Raw genomic sequence first — 20,484 nt, forward strand, 5'->3', positions numbered from 1 at the left:
GTGCTGACCCGGCGCAGCCGGGGTGCAGAGCCCGCTCCGCGCCAGGGGCCCCTCGCCGGTTGTTGCCCCTTTGCTCTGCACCCGTGGACGCACCACCAGGAGCGCGGCCCCCGACCAGCGGGTGTCGCCTCCGCGGGTGCAGAGCAAAGGCAGGCGGCGAGGTGCGGGCGCGGCGGGCCGGACGGCGGCGGCGGGGCGGTTCGGCCCGGCCCGGCCCGGCCGCAGGACGTCCGTCGTCCGGACGGTTCGAGGCACGGAGGAGTACGCGTGACACCTGAGGAGATTCTGGCCGCCGATCGGGCCCATGTCTGGCACCCGTATGCCGCGCTGCCGCCCGCGAACCCGCCGTACGTGGTGCGGAGCGCCGAAGGCGTACGGCTGCGGTTGGCCGACGGGCGGGAGCTGGTGGACGGGATGTCGTCCTGGTGGGCGGCGATCCACGGGTACCGGCACCCGGTGCTGGACGCGGCGGTGACCGACCAGCTCGGCCGGATGAGCCACGTGATGTTCGGCGGGCTCACCCACGAGCCGGCGGTGCGGCTCGCCCAGACGCTCGTCGAACTGACCCCGGACGGCCTGGAGCACGTGTTCCTGGCCGACTCCGGCTCGGTCAGCGTCGAGGTGGCGGTGAAGATGTGCCTGCAGTACCAGCGGGCTGTCGGCCGGCCCCAGCGCCGCCGGCTGGCCACCTGGCGGGGTGGTTACCACGGTGACACGTTCCACCCGATGAGCGTCTGCGACCCGGAGGGCGGGATGCACCACCTGTGGGGCGACGTGCTGCCCCGGCAGGTGTTCGCCCCGGTGCCGCCGGGCGGCTTCACCGATCCGCCCGACGACGCGTACGTGGCGGCGCTGGTGGAGACCGTCGAACGGCACGCCGACGAGTTGGCCGCCGTGATCGTCGAGCCGGTCGTGCAGGGCGCCGGGGGAATGCGTTTCCACCATCCGGGTTACCTGCGGGTGCTGCGTGAGGTGACCCGCGCGCACGGAATTCTGCTGATCTTCGACGAGATCGCCACCGGCTTCGGCCGGACCGGTGAGATGTTCGCCGCCGGGCACGCCGGTGTGACGCCGGACGTGCTGTGCGTGGGCAAGGCGTTGACGGGCGGGTACCTGACCCTCGCGGCGACGCTGTGCACCCCGGAGGTCGCCCGGGGCATCTCGGCTACCGGCGTGCTGGCGCACGGGCCCACGTTCATGGGCAACCCCCTGGCCTGCGCGGTGGCGAACGCCTCCATCGGGCTGCTGCGGGCCGGAGACTGGGCCGGCCAGGTCGCCAGGATCGGCGCCGGCCTGCGCGCCGGCCTGGAGCCGCTGCGGGGCACGCCGGGCGTGGCCGACGTGCGGGTGCTCGGCGCGATCGGCGTGGTCCAGCTCGATCACGAGGTCGACCTCGGCGCGGCCACCGCCGCCGCCGTCGCCCAGGGGGTGTGGCTGCGTCCGTTCCGCGACCTGATCTACACGATGCCGCCGTACGTCACCGACGACGTCGACCTGGCCCGGATCGCGACCGGGGTCGCGGCGGCGGTGGCGGTCGGCTGAGTCGGCCCGGTCACCGGGTCGACGGTTACCCGGGCGGGGCAGCCGTCCGGACGAGAAGAGGGGAACACTCCCATGGAGAGCTTCGGTACCCGGCTGCACCGGGCGATCACCGAGCGGGGCCCACTCTGTGTGGGCATCGACCCGCATCCCGGTCTGCTGGCCCAGTGGGGCCTTCCGGACGACGTGCACGGGCTCGACCGGTTCAGCCGAACCGTCGTCGAAGCGCTCGGTGACCGGGTTGCGGTGGTCAAGCCTCAGTCGGCCTTTTTCGAGCGATTCGGATCCCGAGGTGTGGCGATTCTTGAGTCAACTATCCGACAGTTACGAGATGCCGGCTCGCTCGTTCTGCTCGACGTCAAGCGGGGCGACATCGGCTCGACGGTGAGCGCGTACGCCGCCGCGTACCTTGACCCATCCAGTTCCGTCTATGTCGACGCGGTCACCGCGAGCCCCTACCTCGGGGTCGGCTCGCTGGCGCCGATGTTCGAGTTGGCCGCCGAGCACGGCGGCGGTGTGTTCGTGCTGGCCCTCACGTCCAACCCCGAGGGCGCGGCCGTGCAGCGGGCCGTCACCGCCGACGGCCGGACCGTGGCGCAGACCGTGATTGACGAGATTTCCCAGCTCAACAGGGGTGCGTCCCCGCTCGGGAGCTTCGGACTGGTGGTTGGCGCGACCATCGGTGACACCGGTCACGACCTGTCCGGAGTGGGGGGCCCGCTGCTCGCTCCGGGGCTCGGCGCGCAGGGTGCCGGCGCGGCCGATCTGCGTACCGTCTTCGGTTCCAGCCTCGCCTCGGTGCTCCCGTCGTACTCCCGGGAAGTGCTCTCGGCGGGCCCCGACGTGGACGCGTTGCGGGCCGCCGCGGACCGCGTTCTGGTCGACTGCCGGGCCGTTCTGCCTGCCCGGTGACTGACTGACGGGTCGGTCACTCTACGGTGATCATGCGGCCCCCCACGTTGCCGAAAGCTCCGTTGGCCGCTAGTTTTCCCCGCGCTGGGAACCATGGACCCCTTGGTTCACAGCGACACCACGTTTCACAGATGCGGCGGTGCGCCCCGCCCGCCGCGATAGGGACCTGAGGAGAACTGGTGCCGCTCCCGTCACTGACCCCCGAACAACGCGCTGCCGCGCTCGAGAAGGCCGCGGAGATCCGCAAGGCCCGTGCTCAGCTGAAGGAGCAGCTCAAGCAGGGCAAGACCACTCTCGGTGCCGTCCTCGAGCGGGCCGAGAGCGACGACGTCGTCGGCAAGCTCAAGGTGTCGGCCGTCCTGCAGGCCATGCCGGGCATCGGCAAAATCCGGGCTACCCAGATCATGGAGAAGCTCAAGATCGCCGACAGCCGTCGCCTGCGTGGCCTCGGCGAGCAGCAGCGCAAGGCACTGCTTGGAGAGTTCGCCGCCAACTGAACCTGGCAGCGTGTAGAAACAAGCAGTGAGCACGGATGACGAGGCGCGCCCGGCGGCTCGGCTCACTGTCCTGGCTGGACCTTCGGGATCCGGCAGGGAGAGTGTCGTCGAGCTCGTCCGGGCGCGTTCTCCGTCCGTGTGGATCCCGGTCGCGGCAACCACCAGGCCGCGCCGGGAGTCGGAGATCGACGGGGTGGACCGCGTCTTCCTCGCCCCCGCCGAGTTCGATCGCCGGATCGTCGACGGTGAGCTGCTGGAATGGTCCCGGATCGGTTCCTACCGCCGGGGCACCCCGTACCCGCCGCTGCGCGCCCGGCTCGACGCCGGGCAGCCGGTGCTGCTCCCGCTCGACCTGCGCGGCACCCCACTGGTCCGCGCGCGCCTGCCCGACGCTCGGCTGGTGCTGCTGAGCCCACCCGGGTACGCCCCGGACGCCACGGTGGTCGCCACCGTCGAGCACACGCTGACCCACGACCACACCGAACGGGTGGTTGAAGAGCTGGTAGGCTTACTCGGTTCTTCTTATCCGGATCCGGCCTGGTCGCGCGTGCGTGGCTGACGGCCGGCCACCGTTGAGACTCAGCACCGCGTCCGCGCGGCTCGAAAGACGCAGAGGTTAATTCGTGGGATCCATCGCCAACCCCGAAGGCATCACCAACCCGCCGATCGACGAGCTCCTCGAGAAGACGACGTCGAAGTACGCGCTGGTCATCTTCGCCGCCAAGCGCGCGCGCCAGGTCAACGCCTACTACAGCCAGCTCGGTGAGGGTCTGCTGGAGTACGTCGGTCCGCTCGTCGAGACCACCCCGCAGGAGAAGCCCCTCTCGATCGCCATGCGCGAGATCAACTCGGGCCTGCTCACCGCCGAGCCGACCGACCAGCCGTAAGCCCCCGCTGGCCGATGTCCGCCTCGATCGTCCTCGGGGTCGGTGGCGGCATCGCCGCCTACAAGGCGTGCGAGCTGCTGCGACTCTTCACCGAATCCGGTCACCGGGTTCGGGTTGTGCCCACCGCGTCGGCGCTCCGGTTCGTGGGAGCGCCGACCTGGGCCGCGCTCTCCGGTCAACCCGTCGCCGACGACGTCTGGACCGACGTCCACGAGGTGCCGCACGTCCGGCTCGGTAAGCAGGCCGACCTGGTGGTGGTCGCGCCGACCACCACCGACCTGCTCGCCAAGGCCGCCCACGGCCTCGCCGACGACCTGCTCACCAACACCCTGCTGACCGCCCGCTGCCCGGTCCTGCTGGCCCCGGCCATGCATACCGAGATGTGGGAACATCCCGCCACCGTGGCCAACGTCGCCACGCTGCGCTCCCGGGGGGTGCGGGTCATCGAACCCGCCGTCGGCCGGCTCACCGGCGCCGACACCGGCAAGGGTCGGCTGCCGGACCCGGCGGAGATCTTCGCGGTCGCCGTTCGGCTCCTGGCCCGTGGTGACGCGGCTCCCGCCGACCTGGCCGGTCGCCGGGTGGTCGTCACCGCCGGTGGCACCCGCGAGCCCCTGGACCCGGTCCGCTTCCTGGGTAACCGCTCGTCGGGCAAGCAGGGGTACGCGTTCGCCCGCGCGGCGGTCGCCCGGGGTGCCCGGGTCACAGTGGTCGCGGCGAACGTCGACCTCGCCGACCCGGCCGGCGTCGACCTGATCCGGGTGGGCACCACCGCCGAGCTGCGAGAGGCGACGGTCAAGGCCGCCGTCGACGCCGACGCGGTGGTCATGGCGGCGGCTCCGGCCGATTTCCGGCCCGCGACGTACGCGCCTGGCAAAATCAAGAAGTCGGACGACGGTGTCGCGCCCACCATCGAGCTCGTCACGAATCCGGACATCGCGGCGGAGCTCGGCCAGCGCAAACGACCGGAGCAGGTGCTGGTGGTGTTCGCCGCCGAGACCGGCGACGCCGAGGCCAACGGCCGGGCGAAACTCGCCCGGAAGCGGGCCGACCTGATCGTGATCAATGAGGTCGGTCCGGACCTGGTCTTCGGCGCCGACACCAACACGGTGACGGTCATCGGCGCCGACGGCTCGGTCAGCCGGCTGCCCGAGCAGGCCAAGGAGGCAGTGGCCGACGCCGTGTGGGATCTCGTCGTGGCGCGGCTGCCCGGCCGCTCCTGACGGGTGGAACAGGACGCGACCGATCCCGACACCGGCCGCAGTGGTGATTAGACTGCCGCGGAACGACCTCACACGCTTAGGAGTGCCGTGACACGCCGTCTCTTCACGTCCGAATCGGTCACGGAAGGCCACCCGGACAAGATCGCTGACCAGATCAGCGATGGCATCCTCGACGCGCTGCTGACCGAGGACCCCCACAGCCGCGTGGCGGTGGAGACCATGATCACCACCGGTCAGGTACACATCGCCGGTGAGGTGACCACCAAGGCGTACGCCGACATCCCGACGATCGTCCGCCGGACCATCCTCGACATCGGCTACGACTCGTCGAAGAAGGGCTTCGACGGCGCCTCCTGCGGCGTCAGCGTCTCCATCGGCGCACAGTCCGAGGACATCGCGCAGGGCGTGGACAACGCCTTCGAACTGCGGACCGGGGCGTCGGAGAGCGCGCTGGACGCGCAGGGCGCCGGCGACCAGGGCATGATGTTCGGCTTCGCCTGCTCGGAGACGCCCGAGCTGATGCCGCTGCCGATCGCGCTCGCCCACCGGCTGGCCCGTCGCCTCTCGGCGGTGCGCAAGGACGGCACGATCCCGTACCTGCGGCCGGACGGCAAGACCCAGGTCACCATCGAGTACGAGGGGCTGCGCCCGGTCCGGCTGAACACCGTTGTGGTGTCCAGCCAGCACGCCGCCGACATCTCGTTGGACTCGCTGCTCACCCCCGACGTTCGTGACCACGTGATCGCCCCGGAGCTGGAGAGCCTCGGTCTGGACACCGACGGCTACCGGCTGCTGGTCAACCCGACCGGCCGGTTCGAAATCGGCGGCCCGATGGGTGACGCCGGGCTGACCGGTCGCAAGATCATCGTCGACACCTACGGCGGATACGCCCGCCACGGCGGCGGCGCGTTCTCCGGCAAGGACCCGTCCAAGGTGGACCGCTCGGCCGCGTACGCGATGCGCTGGGTGGCCAAGAACGTGGTCGCCGCCGGTCTGGCCGAGCGGTGCGAGGCGCAGGTCGCCTACGCCATCGGCAAGGCGCACCCGGTGAGCCTCTTCATCGAGACGTTCGGCACCGAGACCGTGCCCGTCGCCTCGATCGAGAAGGCCGTCGGCGAGGTGTTCGACCTGCGTCCGGCGGCGATCATCCGGGACCTCAACCTGCTCCGCCCGATCTACCAGCAGACCGCCGCGTACGGCCACTTCGGCCGGGAGTTGCCGGACCTGACCTGGGAGAGCACCGACCGGGCCGCCGACCTCAAGTCGGCCGCGGGAGCCTGACCACCACCAAGCGCAGCGACCGGCGACCCGCGGATGGGTCGCCGGTCGCGCGCGTCTGCGTGGATGTCGGCCTGGCGCACCTGGACCGGCCGTTCGACTACCTGGTGCCGGCGGAGCTGGACGAGGTGGCGGTGCCCGGGACCCGGGTGAAGGTGCGCTTCGCCGGGCAACTCGTTGACGGGTGGCTGCTGTCGCGCGCCGACGACTCCGGGCACACCGGCCGCCTCGCGTACCTGGAGAAGGTGGTCTCGCCGGAGCCGGTGCTGGCCCCCGAGATCGCCCGGCTGGCCCGGGCGGTCGCCGACCGCTACGCGGGCAGCCTCGCCGACGTGCTCCGGCTCGCCGTGCCACCCCGGCACGCGCGGGTGGAGAAGGAGCCCCGCGACGAGCAGCCCACCCCGGCCGCCCCCACCGGGGCGGTCGACCCGCGCGGTTGGCGTGACTACCCGACCGGCCCGGCGATGCTGCGCGCGCTCACCGACGGCCGAGCGCCCCGCGCGGTCTGGTCGGCGTTGCCCGGCGAGGACTGGGCGGCCCGCTACGCCGACGCGGTGGCCGCCACCGTCGCCGGTGGGCGCGGCGCGGTGGTCGTGGTGCCCGACGCACGGGACCTCGACCGGCTCGACGCCGCGCTCACCACAGTGCTCGGCCCGGGGCGGCACGTCAGCCTCTCCGCGGCCCTCGGCCCGGCCCGGCGGTACCGGGCGTTCCTCGCCGCTCGCCGGGGCCAGGTGCCGGTGGTGATCGGCACCCGGGCGGCGATGTTCGCCCCGGTGGCCCGACTCGGCCTCGTCGCCATCTGGGACGACGGTGACGACCTGCACTCCGAGCCCCGGGCGCCCTACCCGCACGCCCGCGACGTGCTGCTCACCCGCGTCCACCTCGCCGAGGCCGGCGCGCTGGTCGGCGGGTACGCCCGCACGGCCGAGGGGCAGCTGCTGGTGGAGACCGGTTGGGCGCGGGAGGTGGTCGCCGACCGGAGCACCGTGCGGGCGCGGGTCCCGGCCATCGCGCCGACCGGGGACGACCCCCAACTGGCCCGTGACCCCGGGGCGGCCACCGCCCGACTGCCCAGCCTGGCCTGGACGGCCGCCCGCGACGCGCTCCGCCAGGACCTGCCGGTGCTGGTGCAGGTGCCCCGACGTGGCTACCTGCCGTCGATCTCCTGCGCCGAGTGCCGCACTCCGGCCCGCTGCGTGCACTGCTCCGGCCCGCTCGCGCTGCCCTCCGCCGGCGGCACCCCGGCCTGCCGGTGGTGCGCCCGGGTGGCGGCCGCGTACGCCTGCCCGCAGTGCGGTGGGCGGCGGCTGCGGGCCGCGGTCACCGGCGCCCGGCGCACCGCCGAGGAGCTGGGCCGGGCGTTCCCCGGCGTCCCGGTGCGCACCTCGGGGCGCGAGGAGGTGCTGACCGACGTACCCGGTGGTGCCGCCCTGGTGGTGGCCACGCCGGGCGCCGAGCCGGTCGCCGAGGGAGGCTACGGCGCGGTGCTGCTGCTCGACTCGTGGGCCCTGCTGACCCGGGCCGACCTGCGCGCCGGTGAGGAGGCGCTGCGCCGCTGGCTGGCGGCGGCGGCGCTGGCCCGCCCGGCGCCGGCCGGTCGGGTGGTGGTGGTCGCCGACGGCGCGCTCGCCCCCGTGCAGGCGCTGCTGCGCTGGGACGCCGGCTGGTTCGCCGGCCGGGAGCTGGCCGAGCGCCGCGAGCTGGGCTTTCCACCGGCCGTCCGGATGGCGAGTGTCACCGGCCCGGCCGAGGCGGTGGCGGACCTGCTGGCCGCGGCCCGGCTGCCGGACGACGCCGAGGTGCTCGGGCCGGTGCCGGCCGAGGAGGGTCGGGAGCGGATGCTGGTCCGGGTGCCCCGGGCCCGGGCTGGCGCGCTCGCGGAGGCGTTGCACTCGGCCGCTGGTGCGCGGGCCGCCCGCAAGGCCGCCGATCCGGTTCGTCTCCAGGTCGATCCGCTGAGCCTGTTCTGAGGCGTTTCGGCCGGTGCCGGCGGTGGGGGAGCTGGCCCACCGGGGGTGCCCTCGCACACCGCGTCCGGCAAACCGGTGGCGGCCGAGTGGTAGCATCGCCCGTCATGCCGAGGCGTACGACGGGCTCCAGGTCGCGAGGGGGCGTCAGCCGCGCCGAGCTGGAGTCGCCGCGGGATGGCGCGACGATGGCGGAAACGCGTCCGTCGGGCGCGAGGTCGATGATGTCAATGAGCCGGTGATCAGGGGTGGACCAGTCGTGACCGTTGGACAATCGATCGTCTTCAACGGCGACCTCGGCAGCGGCAAGAGCACCGTGTCGGTCGAGATCGCCAAGCGGCTCGGCATGCGCCGGGTCAGCGTGGGGGACCTCTACCGGGAGATGGCGCAGCAGCGGCAGATGACCGCGCTGCAGCTCAACCTGCACGCCGAGCTGGACCAGGCCGTCGACGGCTACGTCGACCAGCTCCAGCGGGACATCGCCGCCTCCGGTGAGCGCCTCATCATGGACTCCCGGTTGGCCTGGCACTTCTTCACCGACGCGCTCAAGGTGCACATGATCACCGAGCCGGGTGAGGCGGCCCGCCGGGTGCTCGCCCGACCGTCCGGGCCGGCGGAGAGCTACGCCTCCCTGGAGGAGGCCAAGGCCAAGCTCCGTGAGCGCAGCGCGAGCGAGCGGAGCCGGTTCATCATCCGGTACGGGGTGGACAAGGCCCGGCTGCGCAACTATGACCTGATCTGCGACACCACCCGGGCGTCCGCCGCCGAGGTGATCGAGCACATCGTGGCCGCGTACGAGGGCACCCTCGGCGCCGAGGTGCTGCGGGACGCGCCGCCGCTGCTGCTGCTGGACCCGGCCCGGGTCTACCCGACCGAGGACATCGCCACCCTGCGGGGCCTGTGGGACACCGACTTCGTCGGTGGGGTGGCCGAGGCGGGCGACGAGGCCCTCGAACCGCTGAAGATCGGGTTCACCGGTGAGTACTTCTTCGTCGTCGACGGTCACCGCCGCCTCAGCGCCGCTCTGCAGAACGGGTTCTCCCTGGTCCCGGCCCAGTTGGTCGCCGAGGTCGACGAGCCGGTGGTGGGTGGGATGACCGCGATCGACTACTTCGCCGCCCAGGTGCGCCCCGGTCTGATCTACGACTGGGAGGCGGCTCACAAGATCCAACTGCCGTTGCCCGAGCCGGCGCTGCTCCGTGGCGACGCGGTGCTCGCGGGGGACCCGGGCGCCAGCGTCTGAACCCGGCGCGAGACCGGGCCGACGCGCGGGTACGCGCGCCGGCCCGGCCACCGAGTCGTACGGCGGTCGCCGCGACGTCTCAGCCGAGGACGACGCCCGAGGCGCCGACTCCCGCCATGCCGGAGAAGATGTCCTCGTAGTAGAACCGCCAGGCGCAGACCCGGCCGGTCTTCACGTAGCCGGTACAGGCCGTCGACGTGAAGGTGTCGTCGATGGCGGTGTTGGTGCCGGTCGCCCAGACCTGGAGCGTGTTCGCCGCGTTCACGATCTCCACCGGGCCACCGCTGTCGCCCTGACCGACGGCGTTGGTGCCGGTGGTGTTCTCCGCCTGGACCTGACCGCAGACCTGGCCGAAGTTGCGCACGTTGATGCAGAGGTTGCGCGCCTTCACCTGGATCGAGCAGCGGGTGCCGGAGTACGCGCCGGAGGTGCACACCCAGTTGCCGACCTGGCTGGCCGACGCGCCGATCACCTGGTTGCTGAACTCACTGACCACGTCGCCGTTCGCGGCGGTGCTGTTGTTGAAGACCCGGCCGCCGGAGCTGCCTGACAGCAGCAGGGTGTCGGTGCCGGCGTTGCGGGTGCCGACGATGCCCATCGACTGCCCGGTCGGGTCGGTCGCGGCGTTGTTGATGTTGCCGCAGTGCGCGGCGGAGAGGATCCGCGCGGACCCGCCCTGGAAGACCCCGAAGCCGGTGGAGCAGCCACCGCCGGTGGTGGCGTTGCGCCAGGCGGCGCCGCCCCACCACGGCGCAGTGTCGTCCCACCGCGTCGCGGGCGCGGCGGCGACCCTGGTCTGCACGGTCACCGGCACGCCGGCCATGGCCGGCGCGCCGAGCAGCCCGTCCTGCGTGCCGACGAGCAGGCCGGCCCCGTCGGCGCGCGGCCCGACCGTGGTGATCTCGTTTCCGGCCTTGGCCCGCAGCCGATCGGCTGCGGCAAGCAGTTCCCGCTGCGAGTACGCGGCGGGCAGCACCTGGGTGGCGACGGTGGCCCGGGCGGTGGCCACCAGGCTCGCCGGCGGCTCGCCCTTCCAGTAGACCTGGAGGTGGCGGGTGGTGGGGTCGGCGACGATGCCGGCGAAGCCGGAGTTCGGGCTGCGTTCGGCCACCTTCGTGATCCGCTCGGCGGCGGTGTTCATGCGCTGCTGCAGCCGGAGCAGCTCCGACCAGGAGGCGAAGCCACCGGGCACCGGTGTGCTGTCGACGAAGGATCCGGCGGTGGTGGCCTTGCCGCCCGGTGCGGCGGCGGCCGGGGTGGTGGTCAGGCCCGCGGCGAGCAGCGTGAGACCGATCGCGGCGACGGCGACGCGACGCAGCAGCGCCACCGGGCGTCGGGTGGTCGGGTGTGGACGGATCATCGGGTACCTCTTCCCCCAGGGGTCGTGGAGCGGGCCGTGCCCGCACCAGGACGGTGGCACCGGCGCCCGCGTCGCGGGGCGGATCCTGGACGGGACTGGACACCGCTGGACGGCGCCGGCCGGTGACGGTCCGCAGTGGAACTGTCATAGATTGGCAACTGTCTATCGATCGGCGAGTGGGCGGAATTACCCTGCCCGTGCGTGTCCGGGGGGCCGGACGACCGGGGGTGGGGGCCGCATGTCTGACCAGTGGGTACCTTCCGGTGCTCATCACACGTCACATGGGTCGCCGCTGGCGTTCGAGCTGGCCCAGACCGCCGCCGAGGCGCAGACCCTGCCGGAGTTGGCCGGGGTGCTGCGCCAGCTGCGTCGGCGCGAGGCGCGGCAGCAGGGCGAGACGCTGCTGACGTACCGGCAGTTGGCAGCGAAGACCGGCTGGTCACGCGGGATCATCGGGGAGTACTTCGCCGGCAACATCCTGCCGCCGCCGGAGCGGTTCGACGTCCTCATCCGACTGCTCGGGGCGACCGGCGCCGAGCAGGGCGTGCTGGCCACCGCGCGGGACCGGGTCGAGGAGTGCCGCCGACGCCCGAACCGGGAGCACGCCGCCACCGGCCGGTCGGTCGTCCGGGCCAGGGCCGGCGGCCCGCGTACCGCAACGACGTCCCCCCGGTTCCCGGTGCCCCGTCAACTGCCCCCGGCACTGCCCGGGTTCGTCGGACGCGCGACCCAACTCGCGCGGCTCGATGCCGAGTGCGCCGGGACCGTGGCGGGCGGCGACGACGCCGTGGCCCCGGTCACCGTCCTGACGTTGTCCGGCACCGCCGGGGTCGGCAAGACGACCCTCGCCGTCAACTGGGCGCACCGGGTCGCCGATCGCTTCCCGGACGGTCAGCTCTACGTCGACCTGCGCGGGTTCGACTCGACCGGGACGGTGGTGACGGCCGTCGAGGTGGTTCGGGGCTTCCTGGAGGCGCTCGAGGTGCCGCCCGAGCGCATCCCCACCCACCTGCCCGCGCAGGTGGGCCTCTACCGCAGCCTGCTCGCGGGCCGCCGGATGCTGGTGCTGCTGGACAACGCCCGCGACGCCGACCAGGTCCGGCCCCTGCTGGTCGGCAGCCCGAGCTGCCTGGTCCTGGTCACCAGTCGCAACCGGCTCGCCGGCCTGATCGCCGCCGACGGTGCCCGGCCGATCGGCGTCGACCTGCTCAGCACCGCCGAGGCCTGGCAACTGTTGGCGCGGCGGCTCGGCGCGGACCGGTTGGCGGCCGAGCCACAGGCGGTGGACGAGATCATCGAACGGTGCGCCCGGCTGCCGCTGGCGCTGGCGGTGCTCGCCGCGAGGGGCGCGGAGAAGCCGGAGTTCCCACTGGCCGTGCTCGCCGCCGAGCTGCGGGCGGCGCCGCGACCACTCGACTCGTTCGACGGTGGGGACGCCGGCACCGACGTGCAGGCCGTCTTCTCCTGGTCGTACCGGAGCCTCACCCCGCCGGCGGCGCGGCTGTTCCGGCTCATCGGCTGCCACCCCGGACCGGACATCGGGTTCGCGGCGGCGGCCAGCCTGGCCGGACTGCCCCGGGCCCAGGTGCCCCGACTGCTGGCGGAGCTGGCCCACGCCCACCTCGTCACCGAGCACGCCCCCGGCCGGTTCGGCGCGCACGACCTGCTCCGGGCGTACGCGGCCGAGCAGGTCGAACGGCTCGAACCGGCGCCGGCCCGGCGGGCCGCGATCCGGCGTGGGCTGGACCACTACCTGCACACCGCGCACGCGGCGGCCCTGCTGCTGCAACCGGGCCGCGATCCGGTCACCCTCGCCGCCGCGGCACCGGGCGTGGTGCCCGAGGAGATCAGCGACCTCGCTTCGGCGCTCGCCTGGTTCACCGCCGAGTACCCGGTGCTGCTGGCGGCGGTCGCCCACGCGAGGCGGACCGGGTTCGACGGCCACGCCTGGCAGCTGGCCTGGACACTCGTGGACTTCCTGCAACGTCGGGGGCGGTGGCCGGACCTGGCCGTGGCCCAGCGCAACGCCCTGGCCGGGGCGCAGCGCAGCGGCGACCGACCCGGGCAGGCGAACGCCCACCGCGACCTCGCCCGGGTGCTGTCCCGGCTGGGTCGGGTCAACGAGGCGGCGAGGAACTACCGCCAGGCCCTGACGATCTTCGCCGAGCTGGGTGACCACACCGGGCAGGCGCGCACCCACCGGGCCTTCGGCGCGATGCTCGACGGGCTCGGCCGGCACGCCGAGTCGCTGGAGCAGAGCGAGCGCGCCCTGGCGCTGTACCGCAGCGCCGGCCACGTCGCCGGGGAGGCCAGCGCCCGCAACGCGGTGGGGTGGGCGTACGCCCAGCTCGGTCGGTACCCGCCGGCGCTCAGCCACTGCCGGGAGGCGTTGGCGCTGCTGCGGACGACAGGCGACCGGCACGGTGAGGCGAACACCTGGGACAGCCTCGGCTTCATCCACGCCCGGCTCGGTGAACACCGGGCCGCGATCCGCTGCTTCCAGCGGGCGCTCGGGCTGTACCGGCGGGTCAGCGACCGCTACGACGAGGCGGACACCCTGTCCCGGCTCGGCGAGAGCCGCCAGGCGGTGGGGGACGCGGCCGGTGCCGCGCGCACCTGGCGGCGGGCCCTGGGCATCCTCGACGACCTCGGCCACCCGGACGCCGAGCGGGTGCGTGACCTGCTCGACCGGGCCGCCCGGTGACGCTGGGCACACCGGCGGTGGTTGATCGAGGTGCGCCGCCCGGCGTCCGGCCGGGCACTCCGTAGACTGGTACGGCACCGCTCGTCCACCCCGAAGAAGGAGCCGTCCCGCGTGACCGTCCAGCCCATCCGTCTGTTTGGGGATCCGGTGCTGCGCACGCCGGCCGATCCGGTGGTCGACTTCGACGCCGAGCTCCGTCGGCTCGTCGCCGACCTCACCGACACGATGCGTGAGCAGAACGGCGCCGGCCTGGCCGCGCCGCAGCTCGGTGTGAGCCTGCGGGTGTTCACCTTCGACGTCGACGACGTCCTCGGGCACCTGATCAACCCGGTGCTGGAGTTCCCCGACGAGGAGGAACAGGACGGCCCCGAGGGCTGCCTGTCGATCCCCGGGCTGTACTTCGACACCAAGCGCCGGCAGAACGTGGTCGCCAAGGGCTTCAGCTCGTTCGGCGACCCGGTGCAGATCGTCGGCACCGGTCTGATGGCGCGCTGCGTGCAGCACGAGACCGACCACCTCGACGGGGTGCTCTTCCTGGACCGACTGGACCCGGAGGGGCGCAAGGAAGCCATGAAGGCGATCCGCCAGGCCGAATGGTACGACGCGGCGGCCCCGCCCACGGTCAAGCTCAGCCCGCACATCAGCGACCCCTTCGGTCTGGGGCGCTGACCCGGATGCGCGTCATCTTCGCCGGTACGCCGGCCGTCGCCGTGCCCGCCCTGGCCGCCGTCGCCGCCTCCCGGCACGAGCTGGTGGCCGTGGTCACCCGGCCCGACGCGCCCGCCGGGCGTGGCCGCGGTCTGTCCCGTTCCCCGGTCGGCGCGTGGGCCGACGAGCATGGCGTGGAGGTGCTCACCCCGGCCCGCCCCCGCGACCCGGAGTTCCTCGACCGGCTGCGCGAGCTGGAGCCGGACTGCGTGCCGGTGGTCGCCTACGGCGCACTGGTGCCGCCGGCGGCCCTGGAGATCCCCCGGCACGGCTGGATCAACCTGCACTTCTCCCTGCTGCCCGCGTGGCGTGGCGCCGCGCCGGTGCAGCACGCCGTGCTGCACGGCGACGAGCTGACCGGGGCCAGCGTCTTCCAGTTGGAGGAGGGCCTGGACACCGGGCCGGTCTACGGCACGCTGACCGACGAGATCCGCCCCGCCGACACCTCCGGTGACCTGTTGGAGCGACTCGCCGACTCCGGCGCCGGGCTGCTGGTGGCGGTGCTCGACGCGATCGCCGACGGCACCGCCCGCGCCGAGCCGCAGCCCGCCGACGGGGTGTCGCTGGCACCGAAGCTGACAGTGGATGACGCGCGGGTGCGCTGGGGCGACCCGGCCTTCGCCGTGGACCGGCGGATCCGGGCCTGCACGCCCGCGCCGGGCGGCTGGACCACGTTCCGCGACGAGCGGGTGAAGCTCGGCCCGGTGTCCCCGGTGCCTGACGGCCCCGAGCTGAAGCCGGGGCAGTTGCTGGTGGAGAAGTCCCGGGTGCTGGTCGGCACGGCGACAGTGCCGGTGCGTCTCGGTGAGGTCCGCGCCGCGGGCAAGCGGGCCATGGGCGCGACCGACTGGGCGCGCGGCGTCCGGGTCGGCGCTGGAGAGGAATTCGCGTGACGGCACCGGAGGGAACCCGCCCGACGCGCTCCGGCCCGTCAACCGGCCGGGGCGGGGATCGCCGCCCGACCCGGCCACCACTGGACCGACCGCGTCGCGCCGCGTACGAGGCGGTGGCGGCGGTGCACCGGGACGACGCGTTCGCCAACCTGGTGCTGCCGACCATCCTGCGCGAGGAGGGGCTGTTCGGTCGGGACGCGGCCTTCGCCACCGAGCTGACCTACGGCACCCTGCGCAACCTGGGCACGCTGGACGCGATCCTGACCGACGCGGCCGGCCGGGACGTGGCCCGGATCGACCCGCCGGTCCGTGACGCGCTGCGGCTCGGGGCGTACCAACTCCTGCACACCCGGGTGCCGGCGCACGCCGCGGTCTCGTCCACGGTGGACCTGGTCCGCTCGGTCGCACCGGGGGCCACCGGCTTCGCCAACGCGGTGCTGCGTGAGGTGTCGAGCCGGGACGCGGACGCCTGGGTGGCGAAGCTCGCCCCACCGATGGAGACCGACCCGGTCGGGCACCTCGCGTTGGCGTACAGCCATCCGCAGTGGATCGTGCGGGCCTTCTCCGAGGCGCTCGGCGGCGACCTGGGGGAGACGGCCCGCCTCCTGATCGAGGACAATGAGCGCCCGCCGGTGCACCTGTGCGCGCGGCCGGGGCTGATCGACCCGATCGAGCTGGCCGACCAGGTCGGCGGTGCGCCCGGCGCCTTCTCGCCGTACGCCGTCTATCTGCCCGGTGGCGCGCCGGGCGACATCCCGGCGGTGGTCGACGGCCGTGCCCACGTCCAGGACGAGGGCTCCCAGTTGGTCGCCGCCGCGCTCGCCGACGCGCCGTTGGACGGCCCGGACGGCCGGTGGCTGGACCTGTGCGCCGGCCCGGGTGGCAAGGCCGGCCTGCTCGGCGCGCTGGCCGCGCAGCGGGGTGCCCGGGTGACAGCTGTCGAGGTGGCCGAGCACCGGGCCCGGCTGGTCTCGCTGGCGACCCGGGATCTTCCGGTGGCCGTGCTGACCATGGACGGCCGGGAGGTCGGCAGCGACCCGAAGGTGCCGGAGCAGCACTTCGACCGGGTGCTGGTGGACGCGCCGTGCACGGGGCTGGGCTCGCTGCGTCGTCGGCCGGAGTCGCGCTGGCGTCGCCAACCGTCCGACCTGCCGCCGCTGACCCGGCTGCAACGGGAGTTGCTCGGCGCGGCGCTGCGGGCGGTCCGCCCGGGCGGCCTGGTCGCCTACGTCACCTGCTCGCCGCACACCGTCGAGACGCACGTGACGGTGACCGAGGCGGCCCGCCGCAGCGGGGTTCCGGTGGATTTCGTGGACGCCCGGCCGCTGTTGCCGGCCGGCATGCCCGGTCTCGGCGACGGGCCGACCGTGCAGCTGTGGCCACACCGCCACGGCACCGACGCGATGTTCCTCGCCGTCCTACGCCGGGGCTGATCCGACCCACGCGTCCGGCCGGTCACCCGACCGGCCGGACGCCGTGTGGCCTAGGTGACCGGGAGGCCCTTGGTGCCGGCGTTCTTCATCGACCGGGTCAGGTTCCGGTCGGAGATCCAGAGGAAGCACTGCACGCCCCGGTTGCCGTTGCGCCACTCCTCCTCGTACGGCTGGTAGTAGATCGTCCCGGCGCGGAAGTCCAGCTGGGAGTTGTCCGGAACCTTGGCGTACTTGGCGATCATCGTCTGGCAGGCCCGGTGGGTCCGCTTGACGTCGCTGGTGAACCTGGCGTAGCTGACGTCCGGGGCCTGCCAGACGCCGACGAACTCGGCGTGGTGCTTGGCGGTGCAGGAGACCGGCACCATCTCGTCGATGTCGTCCTTGACCATCTTCGGGTTGAAGCAGCGGTACGCCAGCGGGGCCGCGCCGGACAACGCGCCCCGGAGGCTGCCGGTGCGCAGATCGACGGCGGTGTCGTCGATGCTGGCGATCTCGGTGACGTCGCAGCGGTACCAGCGGGCCCCGCCCGACCAGGCCTGCGGCGACGGCAGCACGACGGTCAGGCCGAGCCGCCCGGAACGCCAGTCGGCGCCCACCGCCTTGTTGACCGCGGTGTCGCACCCGGCCTGCGCGGACCGCATGCCGGCCGAGCCGGGCTGCGGGGGCGCGCCGCCGTCGGCGCCCGGGCCGGTGAGGGTGCCGACGTGCATGGTCTCCACCCGGTGCGCCTCGGTGCACGGCGTCGGGTTGTAGCCGGTCAGGAAGCCGACCTGCTGGGAGCTCTGGTGGCACACGTCGGCGGCGGGGACGAACTGTTGCGCCGCGACGGGCGCCGGCCAGTCGTCGGTGAGGTCACTGTCGACTCCGGCGGGTGCGCCGCACCCGGCCAGCGCCAGGGCCAGCGCCCCGCCCCCGGCCAACGTCGCCAACCACCGTCGCATCCCGACCTCCCGCCGCCGGTGGCCCCCGACCGGACCCAACCGGTCGGTAGCGCCACGGCGCAGCAGCATACGGCACCGATGCTCAGATCGCGGGCAGTCCCTCGGGGCCGACCCCGCGCATCGAGCGGGTGAGTTTGCGGTCGTCGCTCCACAGGAAACAGCGCACTCCACGGTCGCCCTCCTCCCACTCCCGCTGCGAGGGCGGGTAGTAGATGGACCCGGCCCGGTACGGCAACTCGCTGTTGTTGGGCACCGCCGCGTACTCGGCGATCAACGCCATGCAGCGCTGGTGCGCCTGCTCGGCGGATTTGGTGAACTCCGCCCAACTCATGTCCCGCTCCTGGTAGACGCCGACGAACTCGGCGCGGTGCGGCTCGGTGCAGAGCACCGGCGCCATGTAGTTGAGGTTGTCGCCGATCAGCTTCGGGTCGAAGCAGCGGTGCGTCAGGGGCGCGTCGCCGATCAACGCCCCGCGCAGGCTGCCGGTGCGGTTCACCGGGCGGGTGTTGTCGATGCTGCCGGTCTCGCTGAGGTCGCAGCGGAACCAGCGGGCGCCGCCGGCCCAGGCGGGCGCGGACGGCAGCGCGAGGGACAGCGCGAGTCGGGCGGTGTGCCAGTCACCGCCGAGCACCTCGCGGGCCCGCTGGTCGCATTCGGCGCGGGCCGTGCGCAGCGCCGACGACCCGGGTTCCGGTCGGGTCTCGGTCAGCGCGTCGGGGCCGACGAAGGTGCCGACGTGGATGGTCTCGGCCAGATGGTTGCGCGCGCAGTCCACCGTCTCGTACGTGCTGGCCTGCACGACGGTGGCGATCCGCGGCAGGCAGGTGTCGGTGGCGGGGGTGAACGGCTTGGGCACCCGCAGCGTCGGCCAGTCGTCGGTGAGATCACCGTCCGCGCCCCGGGCCGGCGTGCAGCCGGTCAGCAGCAGCATCGTCGTGACGCCGGCCAGCACCAGCGCTGGAAGCCACCGTCGCATCGTCTGCCTCCCGGGAGCTGGCGGCCGGTCACCGCGCCCCGCGGCGAGACCCCGGCGGGCGTGCAGCCTACGGCACCGTCCCGCTTGGAGTGTCGTCGCGTTTCCGTCGTTCGGCCAGCCGCCGATGTCTGTTCGTCCGGATTCAGGAATCCGGAGCGTCCAATTCTGCACCACTGGTCACTGCTGGGTCACAGCGCGTCGGAGTTGGTGCCGCGATGCCGGTGGTGGGTGGCCACGTTCGTACACTGGCCCGGTGACCGTACCGCCGCCGATCGTCGCGCCGAGCATCCTGGCCGCCGATTTCGCCCGCCTCGCCGAAGAGGTCCGTGCCGTCGAGGACGCCGCGGACTGGTTGCACGTCGACGTGATGGACAACCACTTCGTGCCGAACCTGACCATTGGGCTGCCCGTGGTGCAGAGCCTGCGGGCTGTCACGGCGATGCCGTTCGACGTGCACCTGATGATCGAGGACCCGCGCCGGTGGGCGCCCGGGTACGCCGACGCCGGGGCGTACAACGTCACCTTCCACGCGGAGGCGTCCGACGACCCGGTGGCGCTGGCCAAGGACCTGCGCTCGGCCGGTGCGAAGGCGGGCCTGGCCATCGACCGGGACACCCCGATCGAGCCCTATCTGGACCTGCTGCCCAGCTTCGACACCCTGCTGATCATGACGATCAAGGCGGGCTTCGGTGGGCAGCGGTTCATTCCGCAGCTGCTGGAGAAGGTGCGCACGGCCCGGCGGCACGTGTCGGCCGGGCACCTGGAGCTGCGCATCGAGGTGGACGGCGGGATCGCCGCCGACACCATCGAGCAGGCGGCCGCGGCGGGCGCCGACGCGTTCGTGGCCGGCACCGCCGTGTACGGGGCCGCCGATCCGGCGGAGGCGGTACGGCACCTGCGGGCACTGGCGGAACGCGCGGCTCCCGGGGCCTGAGGTGGAGCCCGAGGCCGACCGCAAGGACGTCATCCTCGTCGTGGACGACGACGAGGACATCGCTCGTTTCGTCGACTTCAACCTGCGGCTGCACGGCTTCGAGGTGATCCACGCCGGTGACGGCCAGGAGGCCCTGGAGGTCATCGAGCGCCAGCGGCCGGATCTGGCGGTGGTCGACCTCATGATGCCCCGGATCGACGGGCTGGAGCTGACCCGGCGGCTGCGCGCCGACCCGATGACCTCCGCCCTGCCGGTGATCATGCTGACGGCCAAGGGGATGACCGTCGACAAGGTGCACGGGCTCAGCGCCGGCGCGGACGACTACCTGGTCAAGCCGTTCGACACCGCCGAGCTGGTGGCCCGGGTGTCGTCCACGTTGCGCCGCAACAAGGAGTTCCGGGAGGTCTCCCCGCTGACCGGGCTGCCCGGCAACAGCCGGATCCGTCGGGAGATCAGCGACCGGGTCCGACAGGGCGTGGACTACGCGGTCGGCTACGTCGACATCGACCGGTTCAAGAGCGTCAACGACCGGTACGGCTTCGTCCGTGGCGACGACTTCATCTCCGCGCTGGCCCGCAGCCTGCACCGGGCGGTGGTGGGCGTCGGGCTGCCACCGGCCTTCCTCGGTCACGTCGGCGGTGACGACTTCGTCATCGTCTGCGCCCCGGACCAGGTGCGCCCGTTGACGTCCCAGGCGGTGGTCGACTTCGAGAACGCCGCCGACACGCTCTACGACCCGACCGACCGGGAACGCGGCTTCGTCGAGTTGAAGGACCGGCGGGGCACCATCCGGCGGGCCGCCCTGGTCACCCTCTCCATCGGGGTCTCCCTCTCCGACGCCGGCAAGCGGTTCTCCGACCCTCTCGAGGCGATCGCGATGGCCTCGGAGATGAAAACGGTCGCCAAGAGTCAACCGGGCTCGTACGTGGCGGTGGACCGGCGTCGCGGCGTCACCTGAGCGTGATACCGCTGTGAAGTAGCTCGCC

The 20,484-nt window shown here is 73.2% G+C and carries 18 protein-coding genes; 15 read left to right on the top strand and 3 right to left on the bottom strand.

The window, feature by feature from the left end:
* The first annotated feature begins 267 nt into the window (after positions 1–267).
* The 9 genes from IF22_RS0123960 (at position 268) to IF22_RS0124000 (ending at position 9,549) form a co-directional block, all read left to right on the top strand.
* Positions 268–1,542, top strand: a complete 1,275-nt coding sequence (locus IF22_RS0123960) for an adenosylmethionine--8-amino-7-oxononanoate transaminase (RefSeq protein WP_030335658.1) — start codon at positions 268–270, stop codon at positions 1,540–1,542.
* Between the two features lie 72 nt (positions 1,543–1,614).
* A complete protein-coding gene (gene pyrF, locus IF22_RS0123965) occupies positions 1,615–2,451 on the top strand; it encodes an orotidine-5'-phosphate decarboxylase (protein WP_030335660.1) in 837 nt (278 codons plus the stop codon).
* Between the two features lie 179 nt (positions 2,452–2,630).
* Positions 2,631–2,948, top strand: coding sequence for an integration host factor, actinobacterial type (mihF, locus tag IF22_RS0123970; protein ID WP_030335662.1), 318 nt, complete (start codon positions 2,631–2,633; stop codon positions 2,946–2,948).
* A gap of 25 nt (positions 2,949–2,973) precedes the next feature.
* The gene (locus IF22_RS0123975; protein WP_030335664.1) at positions 2,974–3,507 is read left to right on the top strand and encodes a nucleoside/nucleotide kinase family protein; all 534 of its coding nucleotides are present in this window, start codon (positions 2,974–2,976) and stop codon (positions 3,505–3,507) included.
* 64 nt (positions 3,508–3,571) lie between these two features.
* Complete coding sequence (rpoZ, locus tag IF22_RS0123980; RefSeq protein ID WP_030335666.1) at positions 3,572–3,835, top strand: DNA-directed RNA polymerase subunit omega; 264 nt, start codon at positions 3,572–3,574, stop codon at positions 3,833–3,835.
* Positions 3,836–3,849: 14 nt separating this feature from the next.
* Positions 3,850–5,058 (top strand): bifunctional phosphopantothenoylcysteine decarboxylase/phosphopantothenate--cysteine ligase CoaBC, encoded by a 1,209-nt coding sequence (gene coaBC / locus IF22_RS0123985; RefSeq protein ID WP_030335668.1) that lies wholly within the window; start codon positions 3,850–3,852, stop codon positions 5,056–5,058.
* Between the two features lie 87 nt (positions 5,059–5,145).
* A complete protein-coding gene (gene metK / locus IF22_RS0123990) occupies positions 5,146–6,339 on the top strand; it encodes a methionine adenosyltransferase (RefSeq protein WP_030335671.1) in 1,194 nt (397 codons plus the stop codon).
* Positions 6,336–8,309, top strand: coding sequence for a primosomal protein N' (locus IF22_RS0123995; RefSeq protein ID WP_081883985.1), 1,974 nt, complete (start codon positions 6,336–6,338; stop codon positions 8,307–8,309). Before metK ends, IF22_RS0123995 begins: the two co-directional genes overlap by 4 nt.
* A gap of 256 nt (positions 8,310–8,565) precedes the next feature.
* Complete coding sequence (locus IF22_RS0124000) at positions 8,566–9,549, top strand: AAA family ATPase (protein ID WP_030335676.1); 984 nt, start codon at positions 8,566–8,568, stop codon at positions 9,547–9,549.
* 79 nt (positions 9,550–9,628) lie between these two features.
* On the opposite strand, the gene IF22_RS0124005 is transcribed toward IF22_RS0124000, so the two are convergent.
* Entirely contained in the window at positions 9,629–10,909 is a 1,281-nt protein-coding gene (locus IF22_RS0124005) for a chymotrypsin family serine protease (protein ID WP_030335677.1), read from the bottom strand.
* A 238-nt stretch (positions 10,910–11,147) separates the two neighbouring features.
* On the opposite strand from IF22_RS0124005, the gene IF22_RS0124010 reads away from it, so the two are divergent.
* The 4 genes from IF22_RS0124010 to IF22_RS0124025 all read left to right on the top strand — a co-directional run bounded on the left by IF22_RS0124010 (position 11,148) and on the right by IF22_RS0124025 (position 16,647).
* Positions 11,148–13,613: an ATP-binding protein gene (locus IF22_RS0124010; protein ID WP_030335680.1), complete on the top strand. Its 2,466-nt coding sequence runs from the start codon at positions 11,148–11,150 to the stop codon at positions 13,611–13,613.
* Positions 13,614–13,724: 111 nt separating this feature from the next.
* On the top strand, positions 13,725–14,282 hold the full coding sequence (gene def / locus IF22_RS0124015; RefSeq protein ID WP_030335682.1) for a peptide deformylase: 558 nt from the start codon (positions 13,725–13,727) through the stop codon (positions 14,280–14,282).
* Positions 14,283–14,287: 5 nt separating this feature from the next.
* Positions 14,288–15,214, top strand: coding sequence for a methionyl-tRNA formyltransferase (fmt, locus tag IF22_RS0124020; protein ID WP_030335684.1), 927 nt, complete (start codon positions 14,288–14,290; stop codon positions 15,212–15,214).
* Positions 15,169–16,647 carry an RsmB/NOP family class I SAM-dependent RNA methyltransferase gene (locus IF22_RS0124025; RefSeq protein ID WP_387222596.1) on the top strand — a complete coding sequence of 493 codons (1,479 nt, stop codon included), beginning with the start codon at positions 15,169–15,171 and terminating at the stop codon, positions 16,645–16,647. The genes fmt and IF22_RS0124025 overlap by 46 nt, the downstream gene beginning before the upstream one ends.
* A 50-nt stretch (positions 16,648–16,697) precedes the next feature.
* Here IF22_RS0124025 and IF22_RS0124030 read toward each other — a convergent pair whose 3' ends face one another.
* Together IF22_RS0124030 and IF22_RS0124035 are read right to left on the bottom strand one after the other, a co-directional pair.
* A complete protein-coding gene (locus IF22_RS0124030; RefSeq protein WP_030335686.1) occupies positions 16,698–17,588 on the bottom strand; it encodes a septum formation family protein in 891 nt (296 codons plus the stop codon).
* An 82-nt stretch (positions 17,589–17,670) separates the two neighbouring features.
* Positions 17,671–18,564, bottom strand: a complete 894-nt coding sequence (locus IF22_RS0124035) for a septum formation family protein (protein ID WP_030335687.1) — start codon at positions 18,562–18,564, stop codon at positions 17,671–17,673.
* A 253-nt stretch (positions 18,565–18,817) separates the two neighbouring features.
* On the opposite strand from IF22_RS0124035, the gene rpe reads away from it, so the two are divergent.
* Both rpe and IF22_RS0124045 read left to right on the top strand, forming a co-directional pair.
* Positions 18,818–19,498 (top strand): ribulose-phosphate 3-epimerase, encoded by a 681-nt coding sequence (gene rpe / locus IF22_RS0124040; protein WP_030335689.1) that lies wholly within the window; start codon positions 18,818–18,820, stop codon positions 19,496–19,498.
* Between the two features lies 1 nt (position 19,499).
* Positions 19,500–20,456, top strand: a complete 957-nt coding sequence (locus tag IF22_RS0124045; protein WP_030335691.1) for a GGDEF domain-containing response regulator — start codon at positions 19,500–19,502, stop codon at positions 20,454–20,456.
* Positions 20,457–20,484 lie beyond the last annotated feature (28 nt).

The organism is Micromonospora parva, from assembly GCF_000718515.1.
Lineage (GTDB): Bacteria > Actinomycetota > Actinomycetes > Mycobacteriales > Micromonosporaceae > Micromonospora > Micromonospora parva.

Bases quoted from the DNA above. Each gene is read 5' to 3' on its own strand.
- pyrF (WP_030335660.1), top strand. From the start codon at position 1,615: ATGGAGAGCTTCGGTACCCGGCTGCACCGGGCGATCACCGAGCGGGGC.
- coaBC (WP_030335668.1), top strand. From the start codon at position 3,850: ATGTCCGCCTCGATCGTCCTCGGGGTCGGTGGCGGCATCGCCGCCTAC.
- IF22_RS0124005 (WP_030335677.1), bottom strand. From the start codon at position 10,909: ATGATCCGTCCACACCCGACCACCCGACGCCCGGTGGCGCTGCTGCGT.
- IF22_RS0124010 (WP_030335680.1), top strand. From the start codon at position 11,148: ATGTCTGACCAGTGGGTACCTTCCGGTGCTCATCACACGTCACATGGG.
- fmt (WP_030335684.1), top strand. From the start codon at position 14,288: ATGCGCGTCATCTTCGCCGGTACGCCGGCCGTCGCCGTGCCCGCCCTG.
- IF22_RS0124030 (WP_030335686.1), bottom strand. From the start codon at position 17,588: ATGCGACGGTGGTTGGCGACGTTGGCCGGGGGCGGGGCGCTGGCCCTG.
- IF22_RS0124035 (WP_030335687.1), bottom strand. From the start codon at position 18,564: ATGCGACGGTGGCTTCCAGCGCTGGTGCTGGCCGGCGTCACGACGATG.